We start from the raw sequence: 21,334 nt of genomic DNA on the forward strand, positions 1-21,334 counted from the left end.
GTTCGAGACTGAGAAGCGTCGAATCCTGGCTAGCGGTTAACCCCGCTTGCCGTGAGCATGCATATCGGTACGACGATACGTCGGGACAGCTGGCATTATGCGCGCTTGCGGCTAGAATGGGCTCTAGCACCCGCGCGCTACCCACTCTTCGTAGTGGATGATCTCGTCACCTACCGTGGTGCTCTTACCGTGGCCAGTGTGGACAATGGTATGTGCAGGCAGCACGCCAAGCCGCCTTGAGATGGACTGCAAAATTGTCTGGAAATCGGAGAACGAACGTCCGGTAGCGCCCGGCCCTCCGGAGAATAAGGTATCGCCGCTAAACACTACACCCGTTCCGCGACCCAATTCAGGAGCATACCAGCACACCGATCCAGGGGAGTGGCCCGGGGTGTGTAGCGCTTGCAACTCGGTGCCGGCGACACGCACCGTATATCCATCGAAAACAGTGCGAAAGTCCTTGTTTGGATGCGTTATTTGCCACAGGATGTTATCGCCGGGGTGAAGCAGTACGGGCGCGTCGAGCGCCTCGCCAAGCTCGGGGGCCACTGTGATGTGATCGTTGTGGCCGTGGGTGCACACTACTGCAACTACGTTGCGGCCATCAACTGCTGCCACGATCGGTGCCGCGGTGTGGGCGGCGTCAAAAACTACGACTTCGGTGTCGTCACCGACAATCCAGATGTTGTTATCGACTTCCCAACTGCCACCGTCGAGTTCGAAGGTCCCGTGGGTGACCACCCGTTCAATCACAGCACCACCACCGAACGCAGCACCTTACCGTCGTGCATCTTGTGGAATGCTTTTTCGACGTCGCCCAGCCCGATGCGTTCGGAAACGAACTTGTCCAATGGAAGCCGGCCCTGCAGATAGAGGTTAATTAGGGTAGGGAAGTCGCGTTCGGGTAGACAATCGCCGTACCATGATGACTTCAGCGAGCCGCCATGAGAGAAGAAGTCTAGTAGCGGCATTGTTAAGCGCATGTCGGGTGTTGGGACACCCACCAGAACAGCGGTTCCGGCAAGATCGCGAGCGTAAAAGGCCTGCGTCCAGGTTTCAGGCCGGCCGACCGCGTCGATCACCACGTCGACGCCGAAACCGTCGGTGAGGTCCTGGATGGCTTTGACGACCTCAAATTTGCGGGCGTTAACGGTGTGGGTGGCGCCAAACGTACGAGCCCACTCCAATTTCATGTCATCGATGTCAACCGCGATGATTCGCTTGGCACCAACCAGCGCGGCGCCTGCGATCGCCGCATCTCCCACGCCGCCGCAGCCGATTACCGCGACGGTGTCGTCTCGGCTCACGGCGGCGGTATTTATCGTGGCGCCTAACCCGGCCATTACCCCGCAGCCCAGCAGGCCGGCGACCGCCGGATCGGTAGCGGGATCGACTTTGGTGCATTGGCCGGAGTGCACCAGCGTCTTGTCGGCGAGGGCTCCGATGCCCAGCGCCGGGGTAAGTTCGGTGCCGTCGGTCAGCGTCATTTTCTGTCTGGCGTTGAACGTGTCAAAGCAGTAGCTTGGCCTGCCGCGTTTACAGGCTCGGCACTGCCCGCACACGGCGCGCCAGTTCAGGATCACGAAGTCGCCCGGTTCGACTGCGGTCACGCCCGGTCCGATGGCCTCGACGGTGCCGGCGGCCTCGTGGCCGAGCAGGAACGGGTACTCGTCCTTGATGTCACCTTCACGGTAGGTCAGGTCGGTGTGGCACACCCCGCACGCGATGACGTCGACCACAGCCTCCCCGGGCCCGGGATCGGGGACGACGATGGACACCAATTCGACGGGTTTCCCCTTCTTTCGCGAAATCACGCCGCGCACTGTCTGACTCATGGCGTCCAACCTACGGTGTAGCGTCGCTGAGCATGACGGCACCCGAAACTGCCTCCGAAACCACTGAAGCATTCACCGAACGGATAGTTGCGGCCATCGACAGCGCCAGTCTGGTGCTGCTCATGAGCGTCGGACATCAGACCGGTTTGCTGGACGTGATGGCCAGACTACCGCCCGCCACCAGCACCCAGATTGCCGACGCCTCCGGGCTCAACGAGCGCTACGTCCGAGAGTGGCTAGGTGGCATGACCACCGGAAATGTCGTCGAATACGACGCTGATACCGCGACCTACTTGTTACCAGCCCACCGCGCGGCCGTGCTGACGCGGACGGCTGGGCCAGATAATCTCGCTCTGATGGCTCAATTCATTCCGCTGCTCAGCGGGGTCGAGCAGCAGGTCATCGGGTGTTTCAGCGACGGCGGAGGCGTCCCCTACAGCGAATTTCCGCGCTTCCATTCGTTGATGGCCGAGATGAGCGGTGCGGTGTTCGATGCAGCACTCGTCGATGTGGTGCTCCCGTTGGTTGACGGCCTTCCCGAACGGTTGCGGTCAGGAGCCGACATCGCAGATTTCGGTTGCGGTAGTGGTCACGCGGTCAACGTCATGGCCCGGGCTTTCCCTGCGAGCCGGTTTACTGGTCTCGACTTTTCCGATGAGGCTATTGCAGTCGGCACCGCAGAGGCGGCTCGCCTAGGTCTGAAAAACGCGACTTTTGAGAGCCGCAATGTGGCCCAGCTAGATAAGACTGACGTCTATGATGTTATCGTTGTTTTCGACGCCATCCACGACCAGGGGCAGCCGGCCCGGGTGTTGGAAAACATCTATCGTGCACTGCGGTCCAGCGGCGTGCTGCTGATGGCTGACATCAAGGCGTCAAGCCAGCTCGAGGACAACGTTGGCGTCCCGATGAGCACCTACCTGTACACGACCTCGTTGATGCACTGCATGACAGTGTCGCTGGCACTTAAGGGTGCCGGGTTGGGTGCGGTATGGGGGAGGCAGCTGGCAATCGCGATGCTTGCCGACGCCGGATTTGACGATGTTCAGGTGGTCGAGATCGAGTCCGACCCAATCAACAACTATTATATCGCTAGAAAGTGACCTGCCTAAACCTAATGACCGCTCTGGACGCAATTGACGACTGGCCGGTTTCCGTTGCTGCCGCCGCGGTGATTGGATCTGCTGGCGTGCTGGCCGCTCACGGCGACACTGAACAGGTGTTCGCGCTGGCCTCGGTTACTAAACCACTGGTGGCCCGCGCTGCGCAAATCGCGGTCGAGGAAGGGGTCATCGACCTCGATACCGCGGCTGGTCCGCCTGAGTCGACGGTCCGCCATCTGCTGGCGCATGCGTCGGGCTTGGCAATGCACTCCCAGTGCGTGATGGCCTCGCCTGGCACCTATCGTACCTATTCGAACTACGGCTTTCGGGTTCTGGCCGAGACTGTGCAGCGGGAGTCGGGGATCGAATTCGGCCGTTACCTTAACGAGGCGGTGTTCGAACCACTGGCGATGGCAGCCACCAAGCTGGAAAATGGAGCATGGGCTGCCGGGTTTGGGGCGACTTCGACGGTAGCGGATATGGCTGCATTCGCTAGTGACTTGCTTCGTCCCGTGACGGTTTCGGCGCAAATGCACACCGACGCGACGTTTGTGCAATTTCCCGGCTTGGAGGGCGTGCTGCCCGGGTACGGTATGCAGCGGCCCAACGATTGGGGGCTGGGTTTTGAGATCAAGGATTCGAAATCACCGCATTGGACCGGTGCCCTCAACTCGGTCCGAACATACGGCCATTTCGGCCGATCAGGTGGCTTTATCTGGGCAGATCCCGAGGTGGAGCTGGCGCTGGTAGTTCTCACGGACCGCTATTTCGGCGAGTGGGCGCTGCAGCTGTGGCCGAAGATTTCCGATGCCGTGATATCTGAATACGCCTGATAGAGATTGTAGACTAGCGTAACACAGGTCTCACAAGGCACAATCAACACGCAAGACACACAAATACTTGGCAAGCATCCTGTTCGTCGGGTTCACCAGGTCGTTGGGGAAGACGTCCCTCGTGGAACCGAAGGAGTAGCAGATGCGTGCGTCGAATCAATTCGCCGACGCCACGGCGGGCGTGGTTTATGTCCACGCCTCACCCGCGGCGGTATGCCCGCATGTCGAGTGGGCGTTGTCGTCGACCCTGCAGGCCAAGGCAAGCCTGGTGTGGACGCCGCAGCCGGCGATGCCCGGGCAACTGCGTGCGGTCACTAACTGGATCGGACCAGTGGGCACCGGCGCCCGGTTGGCCAATGCGTTGCGCTCGTGGTCGGTGCTGCGGTTCGAAGTTACCGAGGATCCCAGCCCTGGAGTCGATGGTCAGCGGTTTAGCCACACCCCACAGCTGGGGTTGTGGAGCGGGTCTATGAGCGCCAACGGCGACATCATGGTTGGGGAGATGCGACTGCGGGCAATGATGGCTCACGGCGCCGACACACTTGCTGCCGAACTGGATTCGGTGCTGGGAACGGCGTGGGATGAAGCGCTTGAAGTGTATCGCGACGGTGGCGATGCCGGTGAGGTGACCTTGCTTAGCCGTGGGGTTGGCTAACGGCATGGTGATCGCAAGTGTGGCAGAGCCGTGTATGGCGGGTCGCCACCATTATGTTTGCTGGTGACGAAGGATCTGCAGCGCACCGGTGACCACGGAGATCTCGGCGGGCAGCATATACGCGAAAGCGCCGTTGACATAGACATTGATACCGGGGTATTCGAGGTCGATTGACTGGGTGCGCGCCGTACTGACCGTGTTCAGCTTGATACGGGATGCCTCGCTTCACCATGGTGCTGTCGCGTAAGCCATCGCTGTGGTCGGCGTTGGGCTAGATTAGCAGCTCCCCACCGTAACTGGGGGTATTGGCGAAGACCGCAAGCGTGATCTCGCTGTCAACCTTATTGGGTTTCCGTCGAGGGCCAACCGATACGGCAAGAGTCGCAGTTGCGGTAGTTCAGCAACTATGGTCAGGTAATAGCGCAATCGCCCGTGTGGCCAGCGTATTCGGTTATCGCCATCGGTCACCATGGAATCGAATCTGGCGGCCGCTACAGTGCCGAACTACTTGTCCAATTTTTTTTCCGGCCCTCGCTGCACTGAATCCGGTCCAGGTCAACGTTTTCCGTTCAACCGTCGACGATGATGTCGGCAGCGACTTAGGGATCCTTTGTGGAAAGCTGAATTAACGATCAGGGTCACGACCGGATCCAGTCGGGATTATGCTCAGCGGAATGTCGTTGCTCGCCAACACCTGTAGTGCGTTCGAGATGACGCCGTTACCGCCCACCACCGCGACCGCGTCGGTGCCTTTCTCCAGTGTTACGTCGACTAGATGCTGCGCATCTTCGGCGTCATCGCCGATGATTTTCACGACCTCCATGCTGTGCAGCTGCAGCCGGGCAATCGCGCGTTACGCAGCTGTTATTGCACTGCCATGTCCTGAGAGGGGATTAGTCGGCACGGTCACTTGGGCGATTTTGCGCTGGCGTAATTGGGTCACGGAATCAGCTTGCCGGGATTGAGCATTCCGTTTTGATCCCGTGTCTCCTCGACCGCGCGCAACACCCGCATACCCAGACTGCCCACCTCATCGCGCATACAAGGCCGGTGGTCGGTGCCGGTCGCATGGTGGTAGGTTACAGTTCCGTCGGTGGCCATGATCCTATCCGAAGTGGCCTTCTTGACGGCACGCCACTGCTTTCCGCCGCCCGGCGATGATCATGAACTATAACGAAGCGCCGCTGGTATACGCACACGTGCTACACGTGACACATCACCAGAATCGGTATGCCCGATGCGATTAACGAGGTGGTCAGCACTTCGGCGACAGTGGCCTTCAAGCGCGGTAATGAATGTTGGATCGTTCGGTGGCGGTCTCGAGCGTCTCGCAGACCGCGCCCGCGGCTAGCAGAACGTTGCATAGGCATGGTGTGGCGAATCTGCTGCGCTCTCCGGTTTGTACAGGCCCCTCGCTCAGTAATGTGCCGTCATTAGCTTGCCGCACCGCGCGCGTCTTAGCACGTATGCTTTCGGCATGTTTCTTTGTGTCTTCGGACACGATGATTACCAAGCAGCTGCCGGCGATTTGGCTTTTGTCGATCGACTCGGTAATGGCGAGATTGACCACCGTCTGGACCTCATCGAGAGGCTGGACGACGGCTGGGCCGGTGTTGGTTTGGGCTACCACTCGCAGGGTCACAGTCCTGGTTGCGAAGTTGGAAAAGGACCACGTCTTGTAAGGGGAACGTTTTCCGCACCCGGCGGACTCGCAACTGGACTCGGGTTATGACGCCGAAGGTATCCGCCGGAGCTGATCAGTAGTTGTTGCAGATCGGTAACCGCGGTCGATTCGGGCACGCGGCCCGGGTCCAGCGTGCTAGCCACGGCATGTCCAGCTGAGTCCTGCCTGGACGACCGGGCCGCCGCGAAGTCTCTGATGGTGGCGAACTAAAGCTCTGTGGAAAGTGTCCGAGCGAGAAATTGTGTTCGCCGAGCAGACGTTCGGCCTCCGGTCCGGTTACGCCGGTGCCCAACTCGGCCGTGTCGGGCACCTCGTTGAGGGTGAGGAACTGATTGAAGCGCCGCAAATCTGAGGAAACCACGGCATCGAACGCGCCGCAGAATGGATCGAGCTCCTTGACGCCGTTGGTTCCACCTCCGAATGACATGATGGCGGTACCGTACTCGGAGCAGTAACGCAAAATGGTAGCGACGGTGTTTTCACATCTGGGGTCACCGGACAGCAACACAGGGTCGAGTGCGTTTTAGACCATTGCTTCTTGTCGCTGCAACATGTCCGGGGTTGACTTGCCGCCGGCACGCAACAGTCGGTCGGGATCGGAAGTGCGGTATTAGCCGGTGCCCGTGATCGTGGCTAGCGCATAGTGATCGGCTTCTGGTAATGCGCCTTCCGGTAATGTGCTTAGGGGCAGCTGCACCTGGTCGGGCTCGAGCTCGGTTTCTTCTCGCTCCGCGAGGTTCAGGGCCTGCTTCAGCAAAGACTGGATCCGCTTGGACAGTGATGTAGCTGCGGTCCAGCCTCCCCAATTACACATATGCTGTCAGTTAGTACTGTTCCATTGGAGACTGTGGAGCGGATACCGCTGGCAGTGGTCAACTGTGTCGTCAATTTCGGCGTGGACCAGGTGACCTTTGCCAAGTTAGCACGGCGCGTGGGCGTGAGCCGGTCAACGGTGTACCGACGATAGCCTGATACTCGGTCGCTCGTGGTGGCGCTACTGGCCAAGCGCATCACCGGCGTGCTGCGCGATGTACTACTGTTCGTCGACGATCGTTAATTGCTTGTATACCAGATCATTACGGTCGACAACCTGTTGCATCAAGACGCACTGGTGATGTGCTCGGAGTTGGTGCTGATCTACATCACCGAATGCATCGGTGTCAGTCAGTAGATGTTGATCGACGTTCTTGCAGACCGGTTGCAGGCGGCCCAATGGCACGGCAGCGTGATCCCTTGCAGATGGTTACAGTGGTGTTGCTGATTGCCCAGTCGACCATTCAGTCGAAACAGATCGTTCGTCCGACTCTTGACCGGCTAGCTGGCCGTCGAACGTGCCTACTCACTGAGTGGATACCTATCCTGACGACTAACCCAACGATGATCAACGCTGCGCGTCGCGCTGTCGAGTTGCAGACACTCGCCAACGGTGAGCCGTTGGATGTCAACGTGCTCTGAGGAGACATCACTGTCGTTGGGGTTGCCCTAGATGCCGCGTCGTGTGGCCTGCGGGTAGCGCTGGCAGAAAGACATGATTTGGTGTTTGGCACTAGCTGCTAGAGCTTCAAACTAGTTCATGGCGGTCTGCGCTACCTGACGATCGGCAACGTGGGAACCACTCGGCGCAGTGTCATCGATCGTGGAATACCGGTTGACGCGCAACGCCCTTCATCTCGTTCACGCGACGCCGCAGCTGGTTTCGTTGTTGCCGTCGACGGGTCACACCACGCGGGCGCTAGTGCATGCTGGATTCTTCGCTGGTGATACGCTGTGGATGCTTGAGGATGTACTACTACTATTAATGTTACCGCGATATCGTGCTAAGTGATGGACTTGTACAGTGGATTGCTGGCCTATGAAGGGCAGTTGATCGATGGCGCCTGAACTTGTCATCGCGGCTGCACTCTGCAGATCATCGGTGCCTCGGTACAGCTGACTTACCGGCGTGCCGTACAGTCGCTCGAGGTGTCGGTTGTTGCTGTCGTCAACGTCGCCAGGGTGTGGGCGGGCGAGATCGACCCGTCGTTGAAGTTGCAGCCTCGTCGTGGGATCCATCTTGTCTTCGATGTCCGCTTGCTTGCCAACCCGGCTGCGGCGCTGACGATTCTGATTCCTGGTGAGCTCAACCGTTTCGTATTTGCCATGCTTGTACAAGCTAAATCGAATCTACCTTGGGTTGACCGACGGGAGCTACTACAGGACCGATTCCCGATGTACCCGGATCGTCTTCAGAGGGGATCACGTTTCTGTTGAATACCGTGAACACCACGTTAGAGTGGGGCGCTATGGACCGCGGATGCCATCGGTTCTTACGCTGGTTTTGCGGCCGCTGATCGACACTGACGAGAGGCGCACCGTAGGTGTGTCGTGTGACCATACCGTGGTCGAGTTGCCCTCTGGCGTGATCAGTGTGATCGGCAGCGAGCTTACCGAATACCGTTGCATGGCACAGGAAGTCACCGGGTCAGGCTATCAGCTTGCGGCGCCTGCCCATCGTAAATTGTAGAAGGCGCATTTTACGGTTGATCGGAGCATCGACCAATCCCAGGACGCGCTGTTAGCTGCAATAGCGTTTGGGCGCTGGTGTGGTCGGGGTCGTTGGTGTAACGTCATGGAGCTGAGGCGCCCAACGTCATTGTGCGCGTAGCCGACTGAGCTAGTCGTCGACGGGTATCGACGTGATCCGAGTGAAGTTCGAATACGTGGTGACCCATGAGTGTGCATTGGGTGCCAATGGTATCCGTAACCGGCTGACTCGGATCGGTCTGATGCCGCGTGGTCGTGAGCAGGTTGTCGGTGTGGCCGACGATTTCCTATTCATGCTCAGCTAGAATGACAGGTGTTTTTAACGGCGTCTCGTTCGCATAAAACTTGGAGTACAGGACTCTACACCGCGTGATGTAAACCGCAAAAGCGATGTATCGCTTTTGCGGTTTACATCACGCGGTGTTTACAGCGGAATATTTTTGTGGTGGCCGCGACGCGCAGGCGCCTGAGCCAGTGCCTCGGTGAGCTTGCTGCGGGTATGTGCTGGGTCGATCTTCTCGTCGACCACACCGATGTCAATGGCATTGTCTACGCCACCGGCGATGCGCTCATGCTCGGCAGTCAACTCGTCGTGTAGCGCCTCTCGTTCGTGGTCCGGTGCTGCGGCTAGCTTGCGTTTGTGCAGGATGCCGACGGCCGCCTTGGCGCCCATAACCGCCACCTCGGTATCCGGCCACGCGAACACTTTTGTCGCATTCAACGAGCGAGAGTTCATCGCAATGTAGGCTCCGCCGTAGGTCTTTCGGGTGACTAGCGTCACACGCGGAACGGTGCACTCGGCGAATGCGTGTAGCAGTTTAGCACCGCGACGCACCACCCCGCCCCATTCCTGGTCGACACCAGGCAGATAGCCGGGAACATCGACGATGACCACCAGTGGGATCCCAAATGCGTCGCAGAGTCGTACGAACCGTGCTGCCTTCTCGGCGCTTTCGGAGTTCAAACAACCGCCCAGCCGTAGCGGGTTGTTGGCTAGCACGCCAACAGTGCGGCCGGACAGCCGGCCCAGCCCGACCACCATGGACGGTGCCCAGTTGCCCTGGAATTCGTCGAAGGGTATATTTTCGTCCAGGATGGCGGTCACGATTGGATGTACGTCGTAAGCCCGCCGGGGCGATTCGGGCAACAACGCATGGATATCGGTGTCACCGGCTTCGGCCTTACTACGGTCAAAATGCCCTTGCTGGCAGAATAATTCGACTAGCCGGCGGCCGCGCCCATAGGCGTCGAGTTCATCGTTGGCGACGATGTGGCATACGCCGGACTTTTTGTGATGGGTCTCTGGGCCACCGAGCGAGGCCATGTCCACGTCCTCGCCGGTGACGCTGCGCACCACGTCGGGCCCAGTGACAAACACTCGGCCTTCCGGCGCCATGACGACGACGTCGGTTAGCGCTGGCCCGTAGGCGGCGCCGCCGGCAGCGAAACCGACGACCACCGAGATCTGCGGAATGTATCCGGATGCGCGGGTCATGGCCTCAAACACCTGTCCGACCGCGTGCAGTGCCCGCACGCCCTCGGCTAGTCGGGCACCGCCCGAGTGCCAGATGCCCACGATGGGGCTCTGATCCTCAATAGCAGTGTCGTAGGCGTTGACGATGTGCGCGCAGCCTTCGATGCCCATCGCACCGCCCATAACGGTGCCGTCGGTGCAGAACGCGATGGTGCGTACACCGTTTACCGTGCCTGTCGCGGCGAATACGCCGGACCGGTCACGCTCGTGCAGCGGCTCGACGTGACCCTCGTCGAAGAAATTGCTCAGACGTAACAGCGGGTCACGGGGGTCAAGAGACTCGTCCACCACCTCTGGGGCCGTGATTGCCATCGCAGTTCTCCTGTGTAAGTGGTGTTCGGGTCAGTAACGGCCAAAAGCGATCGCGACGTTGTGACCGCCGAATCCGAACGAGTTGTTGACCGCATACCGATAATTACCCGGCCGTGGCTTACTCGCCACTACGTCCAAGTCAATACCTGGATCGAGGTTTACCAAATTCAGTGTCGGTGGGATCACCTGGTTCCGCAACGCGAGCACAGTCAAGATTGATTCCACTGCGCCGACTGCACCTACCGAGTGGCCGAGGGCGGATTTGGGTGCGTATACCGCCGGCCGGTTATTGCCGAAGGCGTTGTTGATGGCTTTGGCTTCGGCCAGGTCACCGACCTGGGTGCCGGTGGCATGGGCGTTGACGTGGTCGATGTCGCTTGGACTGAGGCCTGCGAGACTAACCGCACGGGCGATCGCATGTCCGGCGCGTTCCCCGTTGGGATCTGGTGCCACCATGTGGAAGCCGTCCGAGGTCATGCTGGCACCCATGATCCGGGCCAGGATGTTGGCGCCACGCGCCTTCGCACTGCCCTCGGTCTCGATCAACATGAGCGCGCCGGCCTCGCCAAACACGAAGCCGTCGCGATCTCGGTCGAACGGGCGACACGCACCGGCGGGGTCGTCGTTCTTGGTGGACATCACGATGCGCATCTGGGAGAACCCGGCGATCGGCACGGCTTCGATCTTTGTTTCCACGCCGCCACAGATCGCCGCGTCGGCTTCGCCGAGCACGATCTGTTGCCAGGCATGGGCGATGGCTTCGGAACCGGATGCACACGCCGATACCGGTGTCATCACCCCGGCCTTGGCGTGGTACTCCAGCCCGACGGCAGCGGCTGCACCGTTGGGCATGTACTTCTGCACGGCCAGGGGCGAGACTGCTTTCATTCCGCGAGCACGCATGTCGTCGTAGCTGAAGACCAGCTCTTCGGCCGAGCCCAAACCGGTGCCGATGGAGACCATCAACCGATTGGTGTCCAGCTCGGGCGAGCCGGCATTCTCCCACAACCGCCGGCTTAGCACGGTGGACATTCTCTGTAAATAACCCATCCTACGCAGCTCGACGCGGGTCAGCTGGTGATCGAATTCCTCCAGCAGATGTCCACCGATGCGAACCGGTAGGTCGAACTCCTCGACGAACGGGTCATCGAGCATACGAATTCCACTTTGGTTGTCGAGTAACAGCTTCCATGTGGTCTCCGCGTCTGTTGCCAGCGCAGTCGTCATCGCAATGCCGGTGACGACCACATCGGGAAAAGCTTTCCCTGTAACCAGCTTCGGCGATGTGGTCATGGGTCTAGCGACTATTCCTTCCCGTGCTTTAGTAGCGCCCAAAAGCGAGTGTCACATTGTGGCCACCGAACCCAAAGGAGTTATTGATCGCGTAGCGGTAGTCGCCGTAGCGAGGTTCACCTGCGACAATGTCTAGGTCGATCTCGGGATCTGGGGTTTCATAGTTCAGTGTGGGTGGGATGACACCGTCGCGAAGGGTCAGCACTGTCAGGACGGACTCAAGCGCTCCGACTGCGCCGATGGAGTGTCCCAGTGCGGACTTTGGCGCATACACCGCAGCCTGCTCGCAACCGGCGACTCGGATGGCGTTGGCCTCCGCGCTGTCGCCGATCGGTGTCGCTGTCCCGTGCGCGTTGACGTGGTCCACGTCCTTCGCCGACAAGCCCGCCAGTTCCAGCGACCGGGTCATGGCCCGCCCGGCCCGCACGCCGTCGGCCGCGGGCGCCACCATGTGGAAGGCGTCCGAGGTGATGCCCGCACCAAGCAGCCGAGCCAGCGGCTTGACGCCGCGGGCTTTGGCGTGCTCCTCGGTCTCGATGAGCATCAGGGCTCCGGCTTCGCCGAACACAAACCCGTCACGGTTCTTGTCGAACGGGCGCGATGCTCCTTCGGGCTCGTCGTTGCGGGTCGACATGGCCCGCATCATCGAGAACGCTGCGATAGGCAGCGCCTCGATTGGGCCCTCGACACCGCCACAGACGGCGACGTCGGCATCTCCCATGACAATCTGGCGCCAGGCGTGCGCAATCGCCTCGGAGCCCGATGAGCAGGCTGACACCGGTGTCATTACCCCGGCGCGTGCTCCAAGCTGCAGCCCGATGGTCGCTGCAGCGCCGTTGGGCATGATCATCTGAACGGCGAGCGGGGAAACCTTACGGGGCCCGCCCGCATTCATGAGATCGTAGCTTTCCACGATTCGCTCGGCACCACCCAAACCGGTGCCGACCACAACGGTGAACCGGTCGGGATCGACTTCCGGGCTGCCGGCAGACTCCCACAATCGACCGCTGAGCAGCTTGCCCATCCGCTGGACGTAGGCCATGCGCCGCATGTCCAGGCGACTCATGTGACTATCGACTGACTCCTTGAGGTGGCCGCCGATCTTAACCGGCAGGTCCCACTTGGTGATGTACTCATCTTCGAGTGCGTGAATGCCGCTTTCGCCGGCCAACAGACCCTTCCACGTGCTCTCGATATCCGGCGAAATCGACGTCGTCGCTGTGACGGCAGTCACCACAACGCCGGGGAAACCGCCATTAGCAGTGGAAGGTTTGGTCACTTGCTTTCTGCTTCCAGCCTTGCCTGAACATTCGCGGCGGCCTCGGGGTTCTCCGACACGATCTTGGCGCGCAGCGCCTCGGCGGCCTCGGGATTCTCCTCCTCGAGTTTCTGGATGTAGGCGACAACGTCACCAACGGTACGCAGACCGGCGAGGTCTTCGTCGGGGATCTTGACGCCGTATTTGTCCTCGGTCTGGACGGCGATCTCGACCATCGACAGCGAGTCAATGTCCAGGTCGTCCACGAACGACTTATCCGGGGTAACTTCGGACGGCTCGATACCGGTCACCTCTTCGATGATCTCGGCAATACCGGCAATAATTTCTTCCTGAGTGACAGCCACAATCTGCTTCCCTTCGTAATGTGTTGTGTGTACATTGGATTAATTTGCTGTTTAGATATGTGTGATTGTTCTGGTTTTGCAAATAGCCAAGTCAGCGGTTAGAGGTTCGCCAACTTGTCCAGGTCTGTTGGCGACTTGACGGCGCACGTCGTAACTCCCCGGAGCTCGCGTTTGGCGATTCCGGTGAGAGTGCCTGCGGGCGGGAGCTCTACGATCGCCGTGACGTTGTGCTCACGCAGCGTCGCGTTGCACAGATCCCAGCGCACCGGATGAGTCAGCTGAGAAATCAGGGTCTCCATCCCGGCCGCTGCCGACGCGACCGGTTTTCCGTCGCGGTTGGACAGCAGCGTCGCGATGGGCTCGGCGATCGTGATGGCAGCCGCCGCCTCGGCGAAGCCATCAAGGGCCGCGGCCATGAACTCGGTGTGGAATGCTCCGGCCACACCCAGTGTGCGTACCCGAGCCCTGGCTGGCGGGTCTTCGGCGAGTTTTTCCAGCGCGGTCAGTCGACCGGCGGCGACAATCTGATCGGCGGCATTGCGGTTCGCGGGGACCAGGCCAAACTCATCGAGGCGATTCAGCACGTCGGCTTCGTCACCCCCGAGCACGGCAGACATGCCGGTCGGTTCGATGGCACACGCCTTGGCCATCTCGGCGCCGCGGGTGGCAGCTAGTGCTACTGCATCGTCGGCGGCGATCACACCGGCGATCGAATACCCGGCGATCTCGCCGACAGAGTGTCCGGCCATGATGAGAGCCTCGGGAGAATTCTCAAACGAGGTACGCTTGGCCACCTCTTGATAAGCCAGCAGTGTGGTCGCAACAATCAACGGCTGAGCGAGGGCAGTATTGGTGATCTCCTCGGTTGAGGCGGTGGTTCCCAGACGGGCAAGATCTAGGCCACTCGCCTTAGACCAGGTTGCTATCTGGTCCGCGGCGCCAGGCAGTTCTAGCCACGGCGACAGCATTCCCTCGGTCTGCGAGCTCTGTCCGGGTGCAAGTAATGCAATCACGTGTCTAAGAGAACACTGTGAAGACGGTTTTGCGGGGTGTAATAGATTATGAACCTCATCATAGGTTTTTGTTAAAAACCTACAAAACGGCTCGGTAAGCTACCGGTTTGATATCACCCTGTGACATGCGATCTGGATAACTATCCTCCTGGTAATGTCGCGGTATCTTGCATGACCTGCAGTTGAACCTGGGGCAGGGTCTTGTGGCCGGCGTTTGAGTGATGCGTCGAGTAGTTGAGCTGTCCCACCGTCGTGGCCACTCGCAACACATATGCATCGCGTGGCAGGGTGGGATCGCGGCCGGTGAAATCTGTGATGCGCTTGAGCCGATACCGCACAGTGTTTGGATGAACGAACAACTTGCGGGCGCAGGCCTCAATTGCGCCGCCGCAATCCAGATACGCGTTGAGTGTCTCGATGAGCGTCGACCCGACATCGGCCAATGGCCGCATTACGTCGGTATGCAACGCCACGATCGCCGATGTATCCCCCATCAAGGCGCGTTCGGGCAGGAGTTCTCTGGCCTGCACAGGCCGGGGCGCTCCACTCCATCCGGCAACGGCGTTCATCCCGGAAATTGCCTCGCTTGCGCTGTGGTGGGCGGCAGTCAGCATCGGTGCTGTCGGTCCGATGACTACCGGACCGTCGGAGAACGCGTGCAGCAGGTCACTGAAAAACTTGTCGGTCGGCGCTAACTGGCCGGAGATGATCGCCACCAACCAGGTACCGTGTATGTCGGTCAACGCCGCGTGACCATGTCGGATCGCAGTATCACGCACTTCCTGACTGGCTCGTTCGCTGCTGACCTTGCCGTTTGAGTCGTCGTGGCCTGGCGCCGGGGTGCCGACCACAACCGTCGCTGGCGCGGTCGTGTCCCAGTTTAACGCGGCCGCGCGAGACAACAGCTCAGGTCCAGTGTCGCCGCGCACCACCGCGTCGACGACGCTGGCTTCCATTCGGCTGTCCCAGGTGCCGCGCGCTTCAGCCGCGTCGGCATACGCCGTAGCGGCGGTGAACGCCAGGTCGCGGCTGTACTTCAAGATGCCCACGGTGAGCGTCGTCAACTGCTCTTCGGAACGGGCCAGCAGCGGTACAACTTCTTCGAAGAACTCCATGGTGACTCGTACCATGTCCACAGTGTGGCGTAACGCGATTCTTCGAGTCAGATCTTGGGGCACCAGTTCGAACGCCTGCGCGGTGTAGCTCACGTCGCTGTGCGGGTCTTGCATCCACTCGACGAAGTTGACCACCGCTGTCTGCACCACTAGCGCCACGCTGGCACGCTGAGACGCTTCCAGGTCGGCGAAGAACGGCAACCGTTCTTGCATTGCCGTGACCGCTTCAGTGGCTAGCCGACCTGAGTACTGCTTCAACCGTCGCAGCAGCGAATCGGGCACGGTGTCCAGTAATTCCAGCGGCGACCTACGAGACGCTACAGGCACAAACTGATTGTCATTCACGCCTAAAAGCTACGCCAGGTTTCTGGAAGTTTCCCTCAAAGTAATGCTCGGCTCTATGCTGGTGTTTTACCGTGTGCTGGGATGGTTAAGTTTCCGGTCCCGGATCAAACACTTGCTCTAGGGCGGCGTGAACGTCGTCGATCTTGTATTGGCGTGCAGCAGCGACCGGCACCGCCGGGTCGATCTCTCCATCGCGTGCCAGCGCCTCCAACACCGCGACCACTTGCGATTCGGCGTCGGTGTTGAAATAGCGCCGGGCTGCCGGCCGGGTATCAGAAAAGCCGAACCCGTCAGTGCCCAGCGTAACATAGGTGCCCGGCACCCACGGCCGGATCTGTTCGGGCACCGCGCGCATCCAATCCGACACCGCGATTACCGGTCCAGCAAAGTCTGCGAGGACCTGGGTTACGTAGGGGACACCGGCCGGCTGGTCGGGGTAACGTAGCTTGGCCGTATCGACGGATACTCCGTCGCGATTCAGCTCGCTCCAACTGGTCACCGACCACACATCAGTGGCGACATCCCACTGGGTAGACAATATCTTGGCGGCTTTCAGCGCCGCGGGCATGGCCACTCCAGAGGCCAAGATATGCGCCTTGTGGGACAGTCGCTCTGTAGCGGTGTGGTAGCGGTAGATACCGCGCAGCACGCCTTCGGGATCAAAGTTATCTGGTTCGGGCGGGTGTGGGTATGGCTCGTTGTAGACGGCTACATAGAAGAACACGTTCTCCGGGTCCTCCCCAAACATCCGGGCCAGCCCGCTTTCCACGATGTAGGCGATTTCGTAGGCAAACGCGGGGTCATAGGCGACGACTGCCGGATTGGTGGCCGCCAACAGCAGCGAGTGGCCGTCGGCGTGTTGCAGCCCTTCACCGGTCAACGTGGTGCGTCCCGCGGTGGCCCCGAGTAGGAAGCCGCGTGCCATTTGGTCAGCTGCGGCCCATAGGCCGTCACCGGTGCGTTGGAAGCCGAACATCGAATAGAAGATGTAGATCGGGATCATCGGTTGGTTGTGCGTCGAATATGATGTGCCGACCGCGGTGAAACACGCTACCGATCCGGCTTCGTTAATGCCTTCATGTAAGATCTGCCCGACTTTGCTTTCCTTGTACGCCAACATCAGCTGGGCGTCGACGGCGGTGTATAGTTGGCCACTGCGGTTATAGATCTTCAACGACGGAAACCATGAGTCCATACCGAAGGTGCGCGCTTCGTCGGGAATGATTGGAACAATTCGCGGGCCGATTTCTTTATCCCGCAGCACTTCTTTAAATGTACGCACGATCGCCATGGTGGTGGCGATTTCTTGTTGTCCTGATCCCTTCTTAAGCGGAGCGTAGATGTCGCGGCTGGGAAGCGTTAGCGCATTCGATTTGGTTCGGCGCTCAGGCAGGAACCCCCCCAGGACGCGGCGCCGGTCGATCAGATAGCGGATCTCGGGGGCGTCGGGGCCGGGGTGATAATACGGCGGCAGGTAGGGATTTTCCTCTAGTTGGGCATCCGAAATCGGAATCCGTTGAGTGTCGCGAAACTCCTTAAGACCCTGTAGAGTCAGTTTTTTCATTTGGTGAGTGGCGTTGCGGCCCTCGAAATGCTTGCCCAGTGCATAGCCTTTGATGGTTTTGGCCAGGATCACCGTTGGCTGCCCCTTGTGGTCGACGGCGGCGCGGTAGGCGGCGTAAACTTTGCGGTAGTCGTGACCGCCCCGCTTGAGATTCCAGATTTCCTGGTCCGTCATATGTTCCACCAGGGCTTTGGTGCGTGGGTCGCGTCCGAAGAAGTGATCACGGACAAAGCGGCCGTTGTTGGCTTTATACGTTTGGTAGTCCCCATCAAGCGTGACGTTCATCAAGTTAACCAGGACACCGTCCCGATCAGCATGTAACAGTGCGTCCCATTCGCGGCCCCACACCACTTTGATGACGTTCCATCCGGCTCCGCGGAAGAACGACTCCAGCTCCTGGATGATCTTACCGTTGCCGCGCACCGGACCGTCGAGACGCTGAAGGTTGCAGTTGATGACGAAAGTCAGGTTGTCCAGGCCCTCGAGGGCTGCGACATGCGCGAGCCCGCGACTTTCGGGCTCGTCCATTTCACCGTCACCCAAAAAGCACCACACGTGCTGGTCGGAGGTGTCCTTGATGCCCCGGTCATGCAGATAGTGGTTGAACCGTGCCTGGTAAATGGCGTTGAGCGGGCCCAGGCCCATCGATACAGTGGGGAATTCCCAGAAGTCGGGCATCAGCCGCGGGTGCGGGTAGGATGGCAACCCGCCGCCGGGATGACTGTGTTCCTGGCGGAAACCATCAAGCTGATCCGCGCTGAGTCGACCCTCGAGGAAGGCGCGCGCGTAGATTCCGGGGGATGCGTGACCCTGGATAAGCACCTGATCTCCGCCGCCGGGATGCGATTTGCCTCGGAAAAAGTGGTTGAACCCGACCTCGTAGAGTGCTGCGGATGATGCGTAGGTCGAGATATGACCACCGACACCCGTACCCGGTCGTTGTGCGCGGTGCACCATAATCGCCGCGTTCCATCTGATCCAGGCGCGGTAACGACGTTCGATGTCCTCGTCGCCAGGGAACCACGGCTCGAGCTCGGTTGGGATGGTGTTGACGTAGTCGGTCGATGTCAGCGCCGGGATTGCCACCCGCTGCTCGTCGGCTCGTTCCAATAGCCGCAGCATCAGATATCGCGCCCGCGACGGCCCCGAGCGCTCCAGCAGTGCGTCAAAGGATTCCAGCCACTCCGACGTCTCCTCAGGGTCGGTATCGGGCAGATACGACGCGACACCTTCGCGGATCACCTGAATGCGGTCGGGTTCACTTGCGCTGCTCGGGGCTTTGGTCAGATCCGGGCGCGCGAACTCGGTTGTCAACGCACTACTCCTGTAGTTGGCGGGATACTGGCTAGGATGATGCTGTTGGGTTTATCTCGATCATCGCTCCATTATCGTGCCGCACCGGCATTTTGGGCCGTTAGCCGCTGGCCGATCGTCCTTTGAAGATCCCTCGAGTTAGGTGCGTGACGAGACCGTTGTCGACTTGAACCTGATGCGTCGTGGGCGCGGTGGGACTCGTGAACCGGCAATGTCACAGGCTGTGCTCACCGTACGGCGCGCCATTCCACGCAGGCGCTTGGGGGGACGGTCCTCATCTAGGCCTAAAGCGAGTTGCGTTGTTGCTCGGCTGTAGCGTGGCGGCCTTGATAGGCATTGTGGGCTGTACTGTCGTGACTGATGGGACAAGCAACACCGGACACCCGGACACCATGGTCGCTTCGGTCTATCCTTGCCTCCGTGTCCGCATCAGCGGTTAGTTCTAGTATCCGAGAGTCGCAGCGGCAACAATTGCTTACCACCACGTGCTTACCACCACGGCAATTCGCAGCGCATGTGATTCGCTTATTGCCCCCAGCAGCTCCGCAATAGACAAGGTGAACGCTTTTGTCGGGTCGTTCAATCAGGGCCACAACACCAGTTCTAACCGAAGGGCCGGCCATAGACGCGCTGAACAACAGCGCTTCGACGGTGGTAAGCGGTCTCACCAAAGCGTTGTCATCGCAGCTGCGTGATGCGCTCAACGCGTATCTCAATACCGCACGTACCGATGGCTAAAGCCATCGGTACGTGCGCCCTGACGTTGGAGTTCAACAGGTGGGTCGATCGGCTTAACGACACCAAGACCAAAGCATTGAAACTGTGCATGGCTTCGTTCTGAGGTAGCCGCCCGGGCCGAGGTCGGCTTGTGCAACGATAGTGCCCGTAGTAACGGCATGCAGATCAGTTTCGCGGATAGTTCTTAAAGGAGGCTCTACGGTGGTCGCGGCGGATCACGCCCCGAGCTTCGCTCGCAAACTGGGCATCCAACGGGGCCAAGTTGTCCAAGAGTGGGGCTGGGACGAAGACACCGACGACGGCATCCGTGCAGCGGTTGAAGAGGCGTGTGGTGGCGAATTGCTTGACGAAGATACCGACGAGGTGGTTGATGTCGCCTTGCTGTGGTGGCGGGACGGAGACGGGGATCTGGTGGACACCCTAATGGACGCGATCACCCCGCTCGCTGAAGACGGAGTGATCTGGGTGCTAACCCCTAAGACAGGAAAGCCCGGTTACGTATTACCTGCTGAGATCGCAGAGGCGGCCCCTACCGCCGGCCTGATGCCGACCTCGTCAGTCAACCTGGGTGACTGGAGTGCTAGCCGGTTAGTGCAGCCGAAGTCGCGGGCCGGGAAGCGCTGATGCTGAGCGTCGGAGCCACCGCTCCCGACTTCACGCTGCGCGATCAGAATCAGCAGTTCGTCACGCTCAGCGGCTATCGCGGGGTCAAGAATGTGTTGCTGGTGTTTTTTCCGCTGGCATTTACCGGGATCTGCCAGGGTGAGCTGGGCCAGTTGCGCGATTACCTGCCTGAGTTCGAAAACGACGACAGCGTGGCGTTGACCATTTCGGTTGGACCACCGCCCACACACAAGATCTGGGCGACCCAGAGCGGATTCCTATTTCCGGTGTTGTCGGACTTCTGGCCACATGGTGCGGTAAGCCAACACTACGGCGTCTTCAACGACACCGCAGGCTATGCCAACCGCGGTACCTTCGTCGTCGATCGGTCGGGGATCATTCGGTTCGCCGAGATGAAGCAGCCCGGTGAGGCTCGCGACCAGCGGCTGTGGACTCAGGCCTTAGCGGTACTGAGGGCTTGACGTTTTGGGCGGTTGACCTCCGGACGTGTAGCCTGCGGCGGGCAAGGGGCGCGTAGCTCAGTGGTAGAGCTCTGGTTTTACACACCAGCGGTCGGCGGTTCGATACCGTCCGCGCCCACGAGCGAAGCAACAGGCAGAGGTTGGTGGTTCGACTTTGGGATATGAAGCCTGCCAAACCCTCGTGAAGCCGGGAACAGGCCAGTGAGTATACGCAGAAATCAGAAATCTTCGCCGATAATGGTCCTGCCTCGGGACACCTGGGTCGTTGCCACATAAGACGGAACTCCGCTTCGCCCTTCATTACGTGGTTCATCGTTTCGGGTACGGACTACCGCTGCATTTGGGTTCGGCATGTATCCGACGAAGTAGGAGAGTTCGGACGGCGGTGCAACATGATTGGTGTTGTGTTCGAGGATGCCTGACAGCCACCGATACTTCCGGTTTGGCCACAGCCTCCTCATCAAACGTGGTCATCGGTCGATCTGATCATCGTCTTGAGTCGCTGGGTAATGGTTCTGCCCACACCCGGCGAGGCGTTCCTCATCAGCGTCCACAGCACGTTGGCGATGTTTATTCAAGTAAGTTAGGTAGATTGAGCACTCCCGACTCCGCGCCACTGATTGCCAAGCGAGCTAATCGGATCATCGAGCCAGGCTTTGTCGCTGACAAGCTTAAAAATTTGCCAGTAGAAGTCCTGAACGCGCTCGATTTGAAGCAACCCGTGCTCGCCGAGTGCGGTCTCTTCGGTAATCGCCGATAGATCTC

16 protein-coding genes, 1 tRNA gene and 4 pseudogenes are annotated in these 21,334 nt (G+C 59.8%); 10 read left to right on the forward strand and 11 right to left on the reverse strand.

All coding sequences use genetic code 11. The features are described from left to right. Positions 1 to 123: 123 nt before the first annotated feature. Both MUBE_RS08300 and MUBE_RS08305 read right to left on the reverse strand, forming a co-directional pair. Complete coding sequence (locus MUBE_RS08300) at positions 124 to 753, reverse strand: MBL fold metallo-hydrolase (RefSeq protein WP_116540173.1); 630 nt, start codon at positions 751 to 753, stop codon at positions 124 to 126. Further along, the gene (locus tag MUBE_RS08305; RefSeq protein WP_116540174.1) at positions 750 to 1,835 is read right to left on the reverse strand and encodes an S-(hydroxymethyl)mycothiol dehydrogenase; all 1,086 of its coding nucleotides are present in this window, start codon (positions 1,833 to 1,835) and stop codon (positions 750 to 752) included. Before MUBE_RS08305 ends, MUBE_RS08300 begins: the two co-directional genes overlap by 4 nt. Before the next feature lie 32 nt (positions 1,836 to 1,867). On the opposite strand from MUBE_RS08305, the gene MUBE_RS08310 reads away from it, so the two are divergent. The 3 genes from MUBE_RS08310 to MUBE_RS08320 all read left to right on the forward strand — a co-directional run bounded on the left by MUBE_RS08310 (position 1,868) and on the right by MUBE_RS08320 (position 4,426). Further along, positions 1,868 to 2,938: a class I SAM-dependent methyltransferase gene (locus MUBE_RS08310; protein ID WP_116540175.1), complete on the forward strand. Its 1,071-nt coding sequence runs from the start codon at positions 1,868 to 1,870 to the stop codon at positions 2,936 to 2,938. 14 nt (positions 2,939 to 2,952) lie between these two features. Continuing rightward, a complete protein-coding gene (locus MUBE_RS08315; protein ID WP_116540176.1) occupies positions 2,953 to 3,771 on the forward strand; it encodes a serine hydrolase domain-containing protein in 819 nt (272 codons plus the stop codon). Positions 3,772 to 3,913: 142 nt separating this feature from the next. After that, a complete protein-coding gene (locus tag MUBE_RS08320; RefSeq protein WP_116540177.1) occupies positions 3,914 to 4,426 on the forward strand; it encodes a DUF3145 domain-containing protein in 513 nt (170 codons plus the stop codon). Between the two features lie 51 nt (positions 4,427 to 4,477). Here MUBE_RS08320 and MUBE_RS08325 read toward each other — a convergent pair. Together MUBE_RS08325 and MUBE_RS16340 are read right to left on the reverse strand one after the other, a co-directional pair. After that, positions 4,478 to 5,369 (reverse strand): annotated as a pseudogene (locus MUBE_RS08325) (diacylglycerol kinase). After that, a pseudogene (locus tag MUBE_RS16340) lies at positions 5,366 to 6,924 on the reverse strand (FAD-binding oxidoreductase). Before MUBE_RS16340 ends, MUBE_RS08325 begins: the two co-directional pseudogenes overlap by 4 nt. Here MUBE_RS16340 and MUBE_RS19425 point away from each other — a divergent pair. Together MUBE_RS19425 and MUBE_RS08340 are read left to right on the forward strand one after the other, a co-directional pair. Next, positions 6,925 to 7,473 (forward strand): annotated as a pseudogene (locus MUBE_RS19425) (TetR/AcrR family transcriptional regulator). Between the two features lie 14 nt (positions 7,474 to 7,487). Next, positions 7,488 to 8,938 (forward strand): annotated as a pseudogene (locus MUBE_RS08340) (FAD-dependent oxidoreductase). 119 nt (positions 8,939 to 9,057) lie between these two features. Here MUBE_RS08340 and MUBE_RS08345 read toward each other — a convergent pair. The 7 genes from MUBE_RS08345 to aceE form a co-directional block, all read right to left on the reverse strand. Then, positions 9,058 to 10,479: an acyl-CoA carboxylase subunit beta gene (locus tag MUBE_RS08345; protein ID WP_116540178.1), complete on the reverse strand. Its 1,422-nt coding sequence runs from the start codon at positions 10,477 to 10,479 to the stop codon at positions 9,058 to 9,060. 30 nt (positions 10,480 to 10,509) lie between these two features. After that, positions 10,510 to 11,772 (reverse strand): 3-oxoacyl-ACP synthase KasB, encoded by a 1,263-nt coding sequence (kasB, locus tag MUBE_RS08350; RefSeq protein WP_116540179.1) that lies wholly within the window; start codon positions 11,770 to 11,772, stop codon positions 10,510 to 10,512. A gap of 28 nt (positions 11,773 to 11,800) precedes the next feature. Continuing rightward, entirely contained in the window at positions 11,801 to 13,051 is a 1,251-nt protein-coding gene (gene kasA, locus MUBE_RS08355) for a 3-oxoacyl-ACP synthase KasA (RefSeq protein ID WP_116540180.1), read from the reverse strand. After that, entirely contained in the window at positions 13,048 to 13,395 is a 348-nt protein-coding gene (gene acpM, locus MUBE_RS08360) for a meromycolate extension acyl carrier protein AcpM (protein WP_116540181.1), read from the reverse strand. Before acpM ends, kasA begins: the two co-directional genes overlap by 4 nt. Positions 13,396 to 13,493: 98 nt before the next feature. Then, a complete protein-coding gene (locus tag MUBE_RS08365; RefSeq protein ID WP_116540182.1) occupies positions 13,494 to 14,408 on the reverse strand; it encodes an ACP S-malonyltransferase in 915 nt (304 codons plus the stop codon). Positions 14,409 to 14,548: 140 nt separating this feature from the next. Beyond that, positions 14,549 to 15,868 carry a PucR family transcriptional regulator gene (locus tag MUBE_RS08370; RefSeq protein WP_116540183.1) on the reverse strand — a complete coding sequence of 440 codons (1,320 nt, stop codon included), beginning with the start codon at positions 15,866 to 15,868 and terminating at the stop codon, positions 14,549 to 14,551. 85 nt (positions 15,869 to 15,953) lie between these two features. Further along, positions 15,954 to 18,746, reverse strand: coding sequence for a pyruvate dehydrogenase (acetyl-transferring), homodimeric type (gene aceE, locus MUBE_RS08375; protein ID WP_116540184.1), 2,793 nt, complete (start codon positions 18,744 to 18,746; stop codon positions 15,954 to 15,956). 567 nt (positions 18,747 to 19,313) lie between these two features. Here aceE and MUBE_RS17805 point away from each other — a divergent pair. From MUBE_RS17805 to MUBE_RS15820, 5 genes are all read left to right on the forward strand, one after another. After that, positions 19,314 to 19,484 (forward strand): hypothetical protein, encoded by a 171-nt coding sequence (locus MUBE_RS17805; RefSeq protein ID WP_243632941.1) that lies wholly within the window; start codon positions 19,314 to 19,316, stop codon positions 19,482 to 19,484. A gap of 201 nt (positions 19,485 to 19,685) precedes the next feature. Continuing rightward, positions 19,686 to 20,108 carry a DUF3052 domain-containing protein gene (locus MUBE_RS08385; protein WP_116540185.1) on the forward strand — a complete coding sequence of 141 codons (423 nt, stop codon included), beginning with the start codon at positions 19,686 to 19,688 and terminating at the stop codon, positions 20,106 to 20,108. Continuing rightward, entirely contained in the window at positions 20,108 to 20,569 is a 462-nt protein-coding gene (locus MUBE_RS08390; RefSeq protein ID WP_116540186.1) for a peroxiredoxin, read from the forward strand. Before MUBE_RS08385 ends, MUBE_RS08390 begins: the two co-directional genes overlap by 1 nt. A 46-nt stretch (positions 20,570 to 20,615) precedes the next feature. After that, positions 20,616 to 20,687 (forward strand) — tRNA-Val (locus tag MUBE_RS08395). Positions 20,688 to 21,161: 474 nt separating this feature from the next. Further along, on the forward strand, positions 21,162 to 21,329 hold the full coding sequence (locus MUBE_RS15820) for a hypothetical protein (protein WP_165849782.1): 168 nt from the start codon (positions 21,162 to 21,164) through the stop codon (positions 21,327 to 21,329). Positions 21,330 to 21,334: the final 5 nt, after the last annotated feature.

The sequence above is a fragment of the Mycobacterium uberis genome (genome assembly GCF_003408705.1).
Taxonomy (GTDB): domain Bacteria; phylum Actinomycetota; class Actinomycetes; order Mycobacteriales; family Mycobacteriaceae; genus Mycobacterium; species Mycobacterium uberis.

Bases quoted from the DNA above. Each gene is read 5' to 3' on its own strand.
- MUBE_RS08390 (WP_116540186.1), top strand. From the start codon at position 20,108: ATGCTGAGCGTCGGAGCCACCGCTCCCGACTTCACGCTGCGCGATCAG.
- MUBE_RS08320 (WP_116540177.1), top strand. From the start codon at position 3,914: ATGCGTGCGTCGAATCAATTCGCCGACGCCACGGCGGGCGTGGTTTAT.
- MUBE_RS08305 (WP_116540174.1), bottom strand. From the start codon at position 1,835: ATGAGTCAGACAGTGCGCGGCGTGATTTCGCGAAAGAAGGGGAAACCC.
- MUBE_RS08315 (WP_116540176.1), top strand. From the start codon at position 2,953: ATGACCGCTCTGGACGCAATTGACGACTGGCCGGTTTCCGTTGCTGCC.
- MUBE_RS08345 (WP_116540178.1), bottom strand. From the start codon at position 10,479: ATGGCAATCACGGCCCCAGAGGTGGTGGACGAGTCTCTTGACCCCCGT.
- kasB (WP_116540179.1), bottom strand. From the start codon at position 11,772: ATGACCACATCGCCGAAGCTGGTTACAGGGAAAGCTTTTCCCGATGTG.
- MUBE_RS08310 (WP_116540175.1), top strand. From the start codon at position 1,868: ATGACGGCACCCGAAACTGCCTCCGAAACCACTGAAGCATTCACCGAA.